Annotated in this window: 13 protein-coding genes and 2 pseudogenes; 5 read left to right on the top strand and 10 right to left on the bottom strand. The window is 36.5% G+C overall.

Going from position 1 to position 14,580, the window contains the following annotated elements:
* Positions 1-51 precede the first annotated feature (51 nt).
* The 5 genes from JOC48_RS05570 to JOC48_RS05550 form a co-directional block, all read right to left on the bottom strand.
* Positions 52-1,242, bottom strand: a complete 1,191-nt coding sequence (locus JOC48_RS05570) for an MFS transporter (protein ID WP_204498075.1) — start codon at positions 1,240-1,242, stop codon at positions 52-54.
* A 207-nt stretch (positions 1,243-1,449) separates the two neighbouring features.
* A complete protein-coding gene (phnE, locus tag JOC48_RS05565; protein ID WP_204498074.1) occupies positions 1,450-2,253 on the bottom strand; it encodes a phosphonate ABC transporter, permease protein PhnE in 804 nt (267 codons plus the stop codon).
* Positions 2,253-3,056 (bottom strand): phosphonate ABC transporter, permease protein PhnE, encoded by an 804-nt coding sequence (phnE, locus tag JOC48_RS05560; protein ID WP_204498073.1) that lies wholly within the window; start codon positions 3,054-3,056, stop codon positions 2,253-2,255. Before phnE (JOC48_RS05560) ends, phnE (JOC48_RS05565) begins: the two co-directional genes overlap by 1 nt.
* Positions 3,046-3,825, bottom strand: coding sequence for a phosphonate ABC transporter ATP-binding protein (gene phnC, locus JOC48_RS05555; RefSeq protein ID WP_204498072.1), 780 nt, complete (start codon positions 3,823-3,825; stop codon positions 3,046-3,048). Before phnC ends, phnE (JOC48_RS05560) begins: the two co-directional genes overlap by 11 nt.
* Positions 3,826-3,926: 101 nt before the next feature.
* Entirely contained in the window at positions 3,927-4,814 is an 888-nt protein-coding gene (locus JOC48_RS05550) for a phosphate/phosphite/phosphonate ABC transporter substrate-binding protein (RefSeq protein ID WP_204498071.1), read from the bottom strand.
* 331 nt (positions 4,815-5,145) lie between these two features.
* On the opposite strand from JOC48_RS05550, the gene JOC48_RS05545 reads away from it, so the two are divergent.
* The 5 genes and pseudogenes from JOC48_RS05545 (at position 5,146) to JOC48_RS05525 (ending at position 10,363) form a co-directional block, all read left to right on the top strand.
* Entirely contained in the window at positions 5,146-6,885 is a 1,740-nt protein-coding gene (locus tag JOC48_RS05545; protein WP_204498070.1) for an ABC transporter ATP-binding protein, read from the top strand.
* Positions 6,863-8,674: an ABC transporter ATP-binding protein gene (locus JOC48_RS05540; protein ID WP_204498069.1), complete on the top strand. Its 1,812-nt coding sequence runs from the start codon at positions 6,863-6,865 to the stop codon at positions 8,672-8,674. Before JOC48_RS05545 ends, JOC48_RS05540 begins: the two co-directional genes overlap by 23 nt.
* A 212-nt stretch (positions 8,675-8,886) precedes the next feature.
* A pseudogene (locus JOC48_RS05535) lies at positions 8,887-9,657 on the top strand (recombinase family protein).
* A 134-nt stretch (positions 9,658-9,791) separates the two neighbouring features.
* Complete coding sequence (locus tag JOC48_RS21830; protein ID WP_476693103.1) at positions 9,792-9,926, top strand: hypothetical protein; 135 nt, start codon at positions 9,792-9,794, stop codon at positions 9,924-9,926.
* Positions 9,927-9,928: 2 nt separating this feature from the next.
* Positions 9,929-10,363: a hypothetical protein gene (locus JOC48_RS05525; RefSeq protein WP_204498068.1), complete on the top strand. Its 435-nt coding sequence runs from the start codon at positions 9,929-9,931 to the stop codon at positions 10,361-10,363.
* A 316-nt stretch (positions 10,364-10,679) separates the two neighbouring features.
* On the opposite strand, the gene JOC48_RS05520 is transcribed toward JOC48_RS05525, so the two are convergent.
* The 5 genes and pseudogenes from JOC48_RS05520 to JOC48_RS05500 all read right to left on the bottom strand — a co-directional run bounded on the left by JOC48_RS05520 (position 10,680) and on the right by JOC48_RS05500 (position 14,547).
* On the bottom strand, positions 10,680-10,880 hold the full coding sequence (locus JOC48_RS05520) for a helix-turn-helix domain-containing protein (protein WP_026089141.1): 201 nt from the start codon (positions 10,878-10,880) through the stop codon (positions 10,680-10,682).
* Positions 10,881-11,639: 759 nt separating this feature from the next.
* Positions 11,640-12,077, bottom strand: a complete 438-nt coding sequence (locus JOC48_RS05515) for a rhs-associated protein (RefSeq protein ID WP_204498067.1) — start codon at positions 12,075-12,077, stop codon at positions 11,640-11,642.
* A gap of 14 nt (positions 12,078-12,091) precedes the next feature.
* Positions 12,092-12,322 carry a hypothetical protein gene (locus JOC48_RS05510; protein WP_204498066.1) on the bottom strand — a complete coding sequence of 77 codons (231 nt, stop codon included), beginning with the start codon at positions 12,320-12,322 and terminating at the stop codon, positions 12,092-12,094.
* An 83-nt stretch (positions 12,323-12,405) separates the two neighbouring features.
* Positions 12,406-13,637: pseudogene (locus JOC48_RS05505) on the bottom strand (IS110 family RNA-guided transposase).
* A 133-nt stretch (positions 13,638-13,770) separates the two neighbouring features.
* Positions 13,771-14,547, bottom strand: a complete 777-nt coding sequence (locus JOC48_RS05500; RefSeq protein ID WP_204498065.1) for a recombinase family protein — start codon at positions 14,545-14,547, stop codon at positions 13,771-13,773.
* Positions 14,548-14,580: the final 33 nt, after the last annotated feature.

Below are 14,580 nucleotides of genomic sequence, written 5' to 3'. Positions count from 1 at the left end.
AACTTGGCTAGCCACGAACATAAGAAAAATGGTGAAGCAAAAAGGGAAAACCTAATGCTTCACCATAGAGTGGTCACAAGCTGATTTTGATTGTCGTAGTCTAGCACCTAATAAGGCAATCGAACACATCAACAATAGTATACTGGTCACGAAAAAAACGGAGGCAAAACCAAAGTAACCAGCAAGAGCACCACCCATGACTGGACCAATGATATTACCAAAAAAACGGATACTTGTATTATAGCCAAGTACCTCTCCTTGCATTGCAACCGGAGCTTCTTGACGAATATAAGCGATTCGAACAGGGATAATACCGCCAATTGCAGCTCCTAGTAAAAACCGAAGTATGACAAGCTGCCAAATATTTGTGACGAATGCTCCAGGAAAGTAAAATAGAGCAGCCATAAAAAGTAGCGCAATTAATACTTTTATATAACCAAATTTATCTCCTATGTCTCCCCATTTTTTGGTCATTAACAAATTTCCTAACCCAGCTGCAGAAAAAGCAATTCCTGAAAACAAGGCTACGTTCACTGGTCCATGTAATTCTGCAACGTATAAAGATAAAATGGGTTGAATGCTAAAATGGGCTATTTGGATAAACATGGATACAAGCATCACCATGAAAAGCATCGGATTTTTCACAATATGGAAAAGCACTTCCTTGCTCGAATAAGCTGTCTTTTCATGACTTTCTGCTGGTAACGTATATTCGTGAATTCCTATAAATACTAAAATTGCAGTTATAAATAGAATAACAGAGAGCCATTTAAAGGAAGTTGCATATCCTAATGCATCAGCCATAACACCGCCAAGAAGGGGTCCCATTAAGGTACCTGTTACCGTTCCAGTTTGAAGGGTTCCTAACACTCTCCCTGCCATGTGCTTTGGCGTTTGTGTGGAGATAAGTGCCTGTGAAATGGAAATAAAACCAGTGAATACTCCCATAAACAAACGTAAGGTAAATAATTGCCATACCGAAGTTACAAAACCCATTAAGAATACTGATAAACCTAATCCACAGGCGGAAATAATAAGGATGTGCTTCCTACCATAACGATCTCCGAGCTTTCCCCATATTGGAGAAAAGATAAAAGCTGCAACGAATGTAACACCAAAGGTTATTCCCGACCAGTTTTGTACATATTTATCAGAAAAGTTTCCAAGCGTTTCGATATATAGAGATAAAAACGGGAGGACCATCGTAATACTTCCCGCAATAAAAAAGTTAGCAAACCACATAATCCAAAGGTTTTGTTTCGTGGTTTCTTTTTTGATACTAATCACTTCTTTCAAATTATTTCGTCTATCTAAATAAATATGTTAAACGAATATTAAATATTAAGGAAGTGATTTGCCGATTGGTAAAATCATCCAAAAGGGGTCAGACCCCTTTTACTAAACATAAAAAAGACCACTTCCTATTGTGTGAAGTGGTCAAACAAATTTTTAAACAAGGCGTCTTCTGATGTATCCGGAAATTTGGTCGATGATTGTTACAACGACAATGATTGCTAATAGTATCATTCCGACTTCTTCCCAGTTACGGTTCAAGTAAGCAAAGGTAATTAGTGTACCAATACCACCTGCGCCAACAATACCGAGGACAGAAGATGCACGCACATCTATTTCAAAACGATAAATGGCGTATGATAAAAATTCCGGTAGGACCTGTGGCATAATACCGTAAAAGAATATTTGGGTTTTGTTGGCCCCGCTAGCTTCTAGAGCCTCAACTACATGCATATCAATGCCTTCAATAACCTCAGAATAGAGTTTTCCAAGCATCCCTGTTGAACCAATAGCAATCGCGAGTACACCGGCAAAAGGATTAGGTCCGACTGCTGCAACAAAAATAATAGCTAGTATGATCTCTGGAAATGCACGAACAGCACCTAGAATCCATAGGCCAACATTGTTTAAAAATTTATTTCGTACAATGTTTGATGCACATAAGAATGCGATTGGGACAGCGATCACCGCTGCCGCTAATGATCCTGTATAAGCGATGAAAATCGTTTCAATCATTTTTTCCATGATGGTACCAGTTTCGGCAAAGGCAGGATCAAAAAATTTAGGAATGATTCGATCAAAGTTTTCAACGGTGCGAATGCTGAAAATTTTGCCCCAATCAATTCTAGCTTGAGCACTGGCAATGGTCCAAGTGTATATCGCGATAAGCACTATTGCGATAAGCATTCTTTTCACGAATGTAGATTGCTTTTTTGGTTTAGGAGGTATTTGGTTAGTCATTACAGAATTCCCTCCCTTAATTTCCCGCTAATATAATCAATGACAACAACAACAGCGAAAATAATGAGAACGATGGTTGATACTGCTGGATAATTTAGAAAGTTAATTTCTTTGTTTATTAATTGTCCTATTCCACCTGCTCCAACTAGTCCTAACACAACAGAAGCTCTTATGTTAATTTCAAATACGTATAGACTAAATGAAATAAATTGTGGCAGCACTTGTGGAACGACAGCATACCAAATGGTTTGAATGGTGTTTCCGCCAGAGGCCTTAATGGCTTCTGAAGGATTCATGTCAATTGCCTCGATGATTTCACTCATTAACTTAACTAAAATACCAATGGAAAAAATGATTAACGCGATAATCCCAGAAAACATTCCAATCCCGAATAAGCCAACAAAAACAACGGCTAAAATGATATCTGGAATTGTTCGTATAATATTTAAAAGAAATCGCATAAAATTGTACAGAACTTTATTTGTTGTAATGTTTTGTGCTGTTAATAAAGTGAATGGAATGCTAACCAGTGTAGCTATAGTCGTTGCAATAATTGCCATATGAATCGTTTCAAACAACTTTCCCCAAACATTACTCACATAACCCCAATCAGGTGGGAAGAATCGAGCAATTAAATCCGTAATATTCGATGCTTTTAAAATAAAATTAATAATGAAAGATTCGGTTGTAATCGAGCTAACTAAGTAAAATCCAATGACAAAGATTAAAGAAACCGTAATGATTCGTTTAGTTTTTGCAGGATAAAGACTAGTAGGGATAAACTTTCTACTATTATTCGTCATCTGCAGCTCCTCCCCGCATATCTTCTTCACGGATGGAACGACCATAAATTTCTTCAAATGTTTTTTCGGTGACCTCGGATACTGGACCATCGTATACGACTTCTCCAGCTCTCATACCAATAATTCGATCTGCATATTCCATTGCCATATCAATAAAGTGAAGATTAACAATCGTAGTAATTTTATCTTCTTTATTGATTTGTCTTAAGTATGTCATCACCTGATGAGATGTCGGGGGATCTAGGCTTGCTACTGGCTCGTCCGCAAGAATAACATTAGGCTTTTGCGTTAATACTCGAGCAATGCTAACCCGTTGCTGCTGACCACCACTTAATTCATCTGCACGGCTATACAGCTTTTCCTCAATGTTGACACGTTTTAAATTTTCGTATGCCATGTTCATATCTTCTTTGGAGTACATATTTAATATGCTTTTAAGTGTTCCAGTATAGCCTAATCGACCTGAAATAACATTTTTGAGAACAGTGGAGCGTTTAACAAGGTTATAGTTTTGGAAAATCATTCCGACTTTTTTTCTTAACTCACGCAGTGACTTGCCGTTGTGTTTTAAAATATTTTCACCATCAACGAGTAGGTCACCTTCTGTCGGTGTTACTAGTCTGTTAATGCTACGGATAAAGGTGGATTTACCGGCACCTGATAAACCAACAATAACGACAAATTCCCCTTCATTAATTTTGATATTTATATTTTTAAGCCCTTTTGTTCCATTTGGATAGGTTAGGGACAAGTTTTTAAATTCAATCATGATTTCCCTCCATAGCTAGAAGTCTAATTCTATAAATCGTAAAACAGGAGAGAAGCCAGCTTCTCTCCTGTAGCATTAAAATATATAATTCTTCTTTTTTATTAATCTAAGGAAATGGAATCTCCGAATTTCTCATAAGTGCTTCGAACAACATCATATTCACTGTCCTCAGCTTCGATGATTGCATCCCAATTATAAACTTCATTCATAATTTGAATCATTTCTTCATCCTCATTAAATGCTAAGAATGTGTCTTTAATGTCTTGAACAAGCTCATCATCCAATTCTTTTGTTACAGAAATTGTATCGTTAGGAATTTCTTCTGTATATCCTACAACTTTTAATACGTCCATAATATCTGGATATTCTTCTTCCAGACCAGTTCTTACATCGTCAAATGTTGTAGCGACATCAGCTTCGCCGTTATAGACAGCGATCGCAGAGTTATCATGTCCACCAGTTTGAACCGAGTCACCAAAGAAATCAGCTTCCGGATTGTCTACACCAAACTCGTCCATGATTTGAGCGGCTGGGAACAAGTATCCACTAGTTGAAGTAGGATCACCATAAGCCCAAGTTGTACCTTCCATGTCTGCTAATGATTCAATACCTGAGTCAGCACGTACAAGGTATTGAGCAACATAGGTACCACTTCCATAGCGCTCAGATTTTAAAATAACTTCTACACCATGTTCTTGGTTTGCTAAAACATATCCAAAGGCAGGGATAAAACCAATATGAACTTCGTTGGTTCCCATTGCTTCTACGAGCGCAGTATAGCTTGTCATTGTCCTTGCTTCTACTTCTTTACCTAGTTCTTCCCCCAGTTTATCTGCTAATGGCTGTGCTGTATCGGTTATGGTGTCAGAATCTTGTGAAGGAACAAAACCCATGATAAGTTCGTCTGGATTACCTTCGTCTCCGCCATTACAGCCTGCAATAAATAGTACCGCGATTGCAGTTAAAACAATAGATAAAATCTTTTTCATTCTGTTATCCCCCTTAACCCTCTCTTTTTTTAGAAAAACTTGGCTTATCGCAAAGTCTTGTCTTCATGGCGAAAGCCTTGTTTTACATATACTTTCACTCGCCCCAGCTAATTTATGATGAAAGTATAAAATTTCCAATTTCTATTATGCAATATTTCGTCAAAATTAGCTATAGTTTTTACAAAAAATTTACTATAAATCTTAATGTTTGTCAGATTTTTTGACGCGAACGTTCGTGTTTTTGGATCAATCAGAAAGAAAATTCATAATAGTATTAATAATCTACTCATATCCTTTATAATTGGATTATCGACAATTCGGAGGAAAACATATGAAACTACTTTATCAATATGCACGGAAATATAAGAAAGCAATGAGTATAGCCTTGGCTCTTATGGTAACCGAGTTAATTGTGGAACTAGTACAGCCATTAGTAATGGCCGTTATTATTGATGAGGGTGTTGTTCAAAGAGACATGCAAACCGTCATGATGTGGGGATCTGTTTTATTATTGTTGACTGTAGTGGCATTTATTGCAGGAATTGTTAGTTCGTTTTTTGCAGCCGAGGTTAGTCAAGGGGTCGGATATGATGTTCGTCACAATTTATTCGAGCATATTCAATCCTTTTCAGCTTTGCAAATGCAACGGTTCTCTACACCGTCATTAATTACACGCATGACTGGAGATATAACACAAATTCAAGGATTATTATTTATGCTGATGAGAATTGCTCTACGTGCTCCTTTATTTATTATATTTGGAATTGTAATGGCTTTCATTATTCATGTGAAGCTAGCTACAATTCTTGTGGCGATTGTACCGGTTCTATTGGTTATCATGTATTGGATTATGACAAAAGGAATGTCATTATTTAGAACAGTTCAAACAAAGTTAGACGAGGTAAATCGTGCTATTCGTGAAAATTTACACGGGATTCGTTTGGTAAAGGCGTATTATCGGGTTCGCCATGAAAAATCTCGTTTTTTTCAAACGAACAGATCATTGATGGATATTACTAAAAAGTCGTTATCACTGATGGAAGTCACCATGCCAATATTAATGCTAGGAATGAATGGAAGCATCGTCATTATTCTCTGGTTTGGTTATCAGGAAATTGGCCAAGGAACAGCACAACCTGGAGAAATTGTTGCCATTCTTAATTATGCAACGAGAATCTTGGGAGCATTTGGTGTATTTTCTTTCCTTATTATGAATTTCTCTAGAGGTACTGCATCTGCTTCAAGGATAGCAGAGGTACTTCAAAGTGATGTGGATGAACCGATTCAGAGCAGCAAACCTGAAAGCAAAGATGTGAAGGGTAAGATAAGTTTTGATAGCGTTTACTTTTCCTATCCTAATACGAATGCCAATACATTAAGAGACATCACCTTTACAGCTGATCCCGGGCAGGTCGTGGGGGTGCTTGGTGAAACTGGTTCTGGAAAATCAACACTTCTACAATTAATACCACGTCTGTTTCCGGTTACGAGTGGAACCATTTATATTGACCAGACGAACGTAAATGATCAACAGGGTTGGTTTCGTGATCAAATTGCTTTGGTTCCTCAAGAGCTTCATATATTCTCCGGGACAATTCGCGAAAATATTTCATGGGGAAATGAAGAAGCAACAATGGAAGAGATTATCGAGGCCGCAACAGATGCAAATATTCATTCGTTTATTGCTAGTTTACCGGATGGTTATGAAACCGTCGTCGGTCAGCGAGGGGTTAATCTATCGGGTGGACAAAAACAAAGGATTTCTATAGCAAGAGCCTTAGTGAAAAATCCTAGAATTTTATTGTTGGATGATAGTACGAGTGCTCTTGACGCCAATACGGAATCTCGTGTGTTGAAAGCATTAAATAGAAGATCTTGTACGACAGTAATTGTTGCACAAAAGATTAGTTCAGTAGTCGATGCAGATAAGATTTTATTGTTACAGCAAGGACGAGTAGCCGGAGCAGGGTCTCATCAACAGCTGTTAAAAAACAATGAATTATATCAACAAATCTATTATTCTCAAATCAGTGAGGAAGTGGTTAATCATGTCAGCAAACCGAGAGCTTAATAGTGGATCACGTTCCCCTTCCTCGAAACATCAAGCGGGAAAGCAACCGAAGCAGAGGGTTCAAGATCTTTCCGGAACTCTATATCGAATATGGAAGTATATGGATGAGGATAAAAGAATGTTTTTTATCGTATTGAGTTTGGTCTTTATTAGTTCTGCTTTATCCTTGTTAGGTCCTTATTTATTAGGAGTAACCGTTGACCAGTTAATTGCTGATATCGATCCATCCTATTTAATACGGATGATGATTGTTCTTCTCGTTATTTTTTTATTACAGTCCATTGCTGTATGGTTACAGAATTATTGGATGATTTCAGTGGCGCAAAATACTATCTTTTCGATTCGAAATCATTTGTTTTCTCATTTTTTAACATTGCCCCTTTTGTTTTTTCAGAAGAGGCAAAGCGGTGATTTAATGAGTCGATTAACAAATGATGTAGAAAATATAAGTCGAACATTAAACACAGCAGTCATTCAGTTTACGACGAGTGTGTTAACTTTAATCGGTACCATGATCATGATGGTTTGGTTAAGTCCGCTGTTAACATTACTCACACTTCTAATTGTCCCTTTAATGTTTTGGGGAATGAAATGGATTACAAACAGAACGAGTGTTTATTTTAAAAAGCAACAGTATCAATTAGGAATGATGAATGGTTATATTGAAGAAACAATGTCTGGTCATAAAATGGTCAAATTGTTTGCAAAGGAAGCACATGTCATGGACGCCTTTAAAGAAAAAAATAAAGCGCTGAAGCATGATAGTTATTGGGCTCAAGTGTACTCTGGATTTATCCCTAAGCTAATGAATAGTTTAAATAATCTTAGCTTTGCTATTATTGTTGGACTTGGAAGCGTATTTGTTTTGAATGGCATGATAACGATTGGAGTTATTGTCACATTTACTACCTACTCCCGTCAGTTCACTAGGCCGTTAAACGATTTAGCCAATCAATATAATGTGATTTTGTCAGCTGTCGCTGGTGCAGAACGTGCTTTTTCCATCATTGATGAAGAAAAGGAGGAAAAGGAAGATACACCTAGGAATGATATGGAGGAGATGAAAGGGGAAGTGTCCTTTGAATCTGTTACTTTTTCCTATGAGGAAGAAGAGAAAATACTGAAGGATGTATCCTTTCATGTTAATCCTGGAGAGACAGTTGCTCTCGTAGGTCCTACAGGTGCCGGAAAAACAACAGTTATTTCACTTTTAGCTAGATTTTATGATGTGAATGAGGGCAATATAAAAATAGATCATCATGACATTACTTCCTTTTCTAGGGAAAGCTTAAGGAATGAAATGGGAATTGTTCTTCAGGACTCATTTATGTTTGATACAACGATCAAGGAAAACATTCGCTATGGAAGGTTACATGCTACTGATGAGGAAGTTTTTGAAGCGGCAAAAGCAGCCAATGCTCATGCATTTATTATGCAACTGCCAAATGGGTATGAAACGATGCTTGATTCAAATGGAAAAGACATTAGCCATGGACAACGGCAACTTATCTCCATTGCTAGAGCAGTCCTAAGGGATCCAAAGCTATTAATTTTGGATGAAGCAACAAGCAGCATCGATACGATAACGGAAATCAAAATTATCGATGCATTTGAAAAACTGATGGAAACACGAACAACTTTTGTCATTGCTCACCGTTTGAACACGATTAGAAATGCAGATGTCATTCTCGTTTTTAATGAAGGAATGCTAATTGAAAAAGGTAACCATCAAGAATTAATGGAGGAAAAGGGTTATTATCGTGAATTAATTACCACCCAACAAAGTTAGAAGAGGATTATTATAGTGTAACAGGTTCCGTTGTATGGTGCTCTCCTATTGAAACACAATGGGAATCACATTGTTATTCTCACAAAAATCACAAAAAAAGACACAAAGAATGTAAATTAGTGAAGGGGGGTCAGAGAAACCACTCGCTTTCCGCGGACGAACTGGCAAGCCTCCTAGAGCTAATCAGAATTTATGTAACGGAGGGGATGCCATTGAAAGATAAAGTGGTTGGTTATGCACGTGTGTCAACCAAAGGGCAAGTCAATGAAGGGTATAGTGTTGCTTATCAAATGGAGGAAATAAAACAATACTGCACCCGCCACTACCTCGAATTAGTAAACATCTACATAGATGAAGGTATTAGTGGGGCTAAAGTCGATCAGGAAGGGCTTTCTGTTGAACGTAATACGACTACAAGACATGTTAAGTGACATACGTGTTCAACAAGTGAAAGCTATCGTTGTTTTAAACACCTCCCGCCTGTGGCGATCTGATATGGTCAAAGTCCTTATTCACCGTGAATTGAAACGTCAGAATGTTGATATTTACTCGATTGAACAGCCCAATTATAGTATCTATTCCCATGATCCAAATGACTTTCTTATTAATGGAATGATGGAGTTATTAGACCAATACCAACCCCTAGAAATCGCCTTAAAGCTAGGAAGAGGGAGAAAGCAAAAGGCTCAAAAAGGTGGCTATGCAGGTGGGAGAGTGGCATATGGCTATACCACAAGAAAAAGACACAAGCAATTAGTAGTAGATGAACAACAAGCGAAAGTCATTAAAAGGCTGTTTGAATTAAAGGAACAGCACCCTTTATGGTCATGTCCCAATACGCCCTCCAACTGAATATAGAGGGCTATACAACCAAAATGAATAAACCTTTTACAAAAGTACAAGTGAAACGAATACTTGACCGTAAGGATACATTCAATCTAAGGGTAAAGGTAATGTTAAGCTATTACCATCTTCTAAAGTAGACGATGCTTTCGGTAAATTAAAAGAAAAGGATATAGACCATATTATTAACGGTAGTAAAAAATCTAATCATCAATGGGATAAACTTGTACCTGATAAGAGTTGGGGCAAAATAAAACCAATTATTAATGATGTTATGAAAAATGGTGCAGATATGCCTTATAAAAATGTATCTTCTAAAATGAAGATAATAAACGGAGAATTAGTACAGGCAACATACAAAATACTACCTGATGGTTCTTATAGAATATCAAATGCGTGGGTGAAATAACTATGAACGAAAAAGTTAAACAGTTAATAATGTCTGGAGACTTTAAAACGGCTAAAGAATTTATTACGAAAGAAGATAGAGATTTTTTAAAACAAATAGTTCTAGAGCTAGGTTTTGATGAAGATAGTATAGGGGCTTATTCATTTGTATGTTATTTAATTAATGAAGAAGAAACCTCAGAAAACCATTACTTAGCCTCAGAAGTATTAAGTACAGCTTTATGTCACTTACCAGATGCATACTCAAGTGCATTATTTCATGCAAGAAGGGCATTAGAATTACACCCTGAAGATGTAAGTTTAAAAGAATATTTATTATTATTTCACGATATTCCTGAACAATTAATAAGTAAAGAAGAGGCAAAGGAAATTGCTAAAGATATAGTTGATAAAATGCCAAATAGTACAGCTGCACAGAATATATTAAAAAATGAATAATAACTACTATGACCCTGGAAGAGGCAAAACTCTTTCAGGGTTTTTTATATAGTGGGTGGAGTGTCGAATAAGAAGTTTTTTATTGAGAAAGCAGAGGTAGCCCTTATTAGCCCTATATGATTTTTTTGCAAATTATTTAGTACTTACATTCACTGTAAAATGTATACCCTATTTATTGTTTACAATTTTAGTAAATAACCATAATATCATCAGTTACCACCATATCAATCTTCAAATACTTTACCTTCGCTTTCTCCCTGCCTTTTAAATTTTTTCGCAACTTTGACGTACATAGAACGATTACTAGAGCAAGAGGCTACTCCACCTCGATTAACTCCTGAATGTCAATGTCTAACACTTTGCATACCGTTTCTAATGTTGATAGATACACCCTGTCCACATTGTCTGAACAAAGATGGCTGATTGTATTTGGTCGCAGCCCTGTCATTCGTGCCAATTCACGTTGTGAAAGGTCACGTTCTTTAAGGATTTCTTTAAGTTTGATTGATATTGGCATGGTATTTCCCTTCCTTCCCCTTCTTCATGTTACTTTTACGATACACAATAAATTTGTATCGGTAAAGGGGTTGATTGTATCGCTAAAGCCACATGCAATGGTTTTATATTAATTATAGCGTCTAAGCGTTACGTTAATCACAATTTATGTAACGCTTTTTAGCGAATAGCGAGTATTATACGACCGTCTATAGATAAAATACAACCCAAAATTTTTAAGCCAAGTTAGCAAAAGCACACACTTTCACGTTATCCATTATTTATCGCCACGAGCTTTGTCATTCTCGTTAGTTTGTTAGCTATGCCATGTCATAACTACCCCTGCCATGTAAAATGTCATCTCGCCTATTTATCTTATTATTTTCACAAACCAAGTATTAAAACAGAATGCCTTGATGGTACAACCATCATGAGTTATGATTTTCACTTAAGCATTATTCAATGTCTATCTAACAAATGCTTTTCCTTTTATTGCTCTATTCATTTTCTTATGATACAAGTTTATTTACTTATTTATCACTACGAGCTTTGTTATTCTCGTGTGTAAATATAAATCGAGTAGTAAGTATGGCCGTTATATTTAAATGTCACTACTACCTATCTCGTAATTCTGCTAACCATCATTAGTTTTTGATTCTAAAGTCATATTGTTTTTAACCATAAAGCTCTTAAATATAAAAAACCTTGAAAGGCATCTAGCCAATCAAGGTTTTTTTGCTTTTTATATTCTTTGATTTACTCCTATACCTGACGCTTGAACCTAATTCCTGTTTAAACTAAATCCAAAATCTAAATAGTTTTCATACGATATACAAAGACACCAATCACCTTCTAAAGGTATGAAATAATGGTGCTGTGGAATGTCTAAAAAATAGACTAATATCTGTTCTATATCCTTTATTTCGAACTGATACCCAAACTCTGTAAGACTATCGCCTATATACATTACTCGAACGTTATTATTCAAGTATTTTTCTTTTAGTTCAGTAATGAATAGACTAGCATCAGTAAGTAACGATTCATTATTCGACTCTTTACTATAGTGCTTATTAGTTTGCAACCAATCTATTTTTGAACCATTAAATTCAAATTTTTGTTCTATTAAATTTAGATAAGTTTCTGGATTTTTTATTACTTTGACACACTTATTTAGGTCATTTAATACTAGATCCTTTACTAGTTCATCATAACTACTCAATAAAATTACCCCCTTTATCTAAAACGTTTTTTTATTTTTTTAACGGCTTTCTCAGATGCATCAAATTCAAAATGCGGACCTTTTTCTTTCCCAGCCCAAACATTAATATGCGCTCCACTCCTACTATCATGCTCGATTCTAAAACCTACTTTACCGTCATTTGTTTGCCTACCGATAGGTTCATTTTTAGTATACCCAAACTTTCCAAAGGTTTGTTTTTCAGATTTGAAGCCTCTTTGCTCCAACCAAGACAGTGCTTACCCTTAGGAATATCTAAAATTATACTTTATGAAAGAGTGGCAGTTTATTCAACCACCACCCAAATTGATTAACTTACTTTCGCTTCAGGCATTTCAGGCAGGATATATGCCGTTTTATTTTTCATCATACATAGATTATTCTGACTAATCTTCTCATAATGCAAAGAAGGGCTTGTGACTTGGATTTCCCTTCATTCAACTTCTGATTATAGTAAGTATAGAACACAGGATTACGAGGGATTTTACTCCCTTTACATACTTGGACTTGTTGAACAGCTAAGTTGTAAAAGGTGTCATATAACTTACGATTACCTTGTTTTGTTTTCTTCATCGTTTCCTTACCGCCCGAACCCATTCGGATAGGGGCTATCCCTGCATATTTTGCAAGTTTATCAGAGTTTGTGAACCGATGAATGTCACCAATCTCTGCAATTAAAGCGGATGAAGTAACCGTATCAATACCTGGCATAGTTTCAAGCTGCATATCTAGTGTTTTAATAGTTACTTTTAATTCTTTATCTACCTTTTTGATTTCCTGCTTCTTAAAGCGAATATCTCTAACCATACTTTGAATGATAAAATCTCTTGATGTCTGATATTCTCGCTTTACTTCTCCATCAGATTGAACAAGGGATAATATCAGTTCCGCTTTTTTAGTTGAACAAGCATTTTTACTTGCTTCTAATAGGAACTTACGTAAGTCCTCTACGGTTGCCCCCTCCAAATGATAAGGTGAAGGATAACTTTCCCAAAAGGCTAATGCCGTTTTGCCATCCACTTCTGAAAAGAAATCCTTGTAGCTTGGATAATGATAGTTTAATTGGATATGGAGTTGGTTCTTCAAAGCGGTTTGGGCTTTCACTAAAGCATTTCTTCTACCAACTAGTTGAGCGATTATCCAATGTATATCCGATGGTGCAGTGTCTGGTAGATAAGGTAGCTTACGAATTAGAACATCTGCGACACATTGAGCGTCCCAACTATCATTCTTTTCTGTCATGGCATAGCTGTTTCGTTCTGCATTGGATAAAGAGGAATTAACGAATTTTACAATGTAACCTTGTTCAATTAAATATAACGCTAAGTCCCTTCCGTAACCGCCCACATCTTCTAATCCAAATACAGGGGTCAAACCTTCTATTAGATATTTATTCACATATTCTAGTAAGCTAGGAAATGCAGTTGGTTTGTTTTGAATGGTCTTTTCTCCTAACTTCTCAAACCAACAATCTAATATCACCGCTGTATGTTGGAACTTGTGTAAATCTAATCCTATATAAATATGCTTATCTCGTTTCATCAGAAAACCTCACCCCTATATTAGAATTAAACGATTAAAGCAAGACAGAGAATGTCGGCAACCTTAGGTCGAGCGTTAGTCTGTTAAGACTCGCAAGGGTACGAAAGCCTATCCATTCTCTATCTGTTAATCGTTATAAAATGGCTTGATGTTTGCCATTTGCCGTTATTTCTCCATAGCGGTATAAACCACTATAAAACGCTTTTCTATCTAAAATCCTTTTAACCTGGACCTTACTAAACTTCTTTCCTTGTTTCGTTCGATGTCCTTCTTCATTCAGTTTCTCAGCTATCTTGGTTAATGACCATGAAGGATATTGTTCCTTTATATCAAACACTCGTTGTACGGTCTGTGCTTGTCTATGGTCTATCACAAGGCTTTTCCTACCTTTCTCCACTTTATAGCCTAATGCGATATTTCCTCCTGCATAGCCTCCCTGTTGGGCTTTCTTGTTTCTCCCTCTCCCTAGCTTTAAAGAGATTTCTAATCGTTGATATTGGTCTAATAACTCCATTAAGCCATTGATTAAAAAGTCGCTAGGGTCTTTCTTATGAATACTGTATTGCGATTGTTCAATACTCCGAATGTCTACTTCATACTTTTTAAATTCTCGATGAATTAACACTTTCACAATGTCTGACCGCCATAAACGGCTTGTATTCAGTGTGACAACATAATCCACCTCATGGTGGGAGAGATACTCCAACATCTCCTGAAAGCCTAATCTGTCCACTTCTAACGCTTCTTCATCCACTTTAGCCCCACTGATACCCTCGTCCTTAAACAAGCGTAAAAGCGTGTATCCATGAGTCTGACAGTAAGTCTTGATTTCATCTTCTTGGTAAGCAAGGCTGTATCCATCTCTTGCTTGTCCTTGTGTAGATACTCGAATATATCCGATAACTTTCATGATATTTCCCCCCTCCGTTACGCTAATTCAGAT

This window comes from Aquibacillus albus, assembly GCF_016908325.1.
In the GTDB taxonomy this organism is placed as follows: domain Bacteria; phylum Bacillota; class Bacilli; order Bacillales; family Amphibacillaceae; genus Aquibacillus_A; species Aquibacillus_A albus.
The sequence above is the reverse complement of the archived record's forward strand: the minus strand, read 5'-3'. Positions and strand labels throughout refer to the sequence as shown.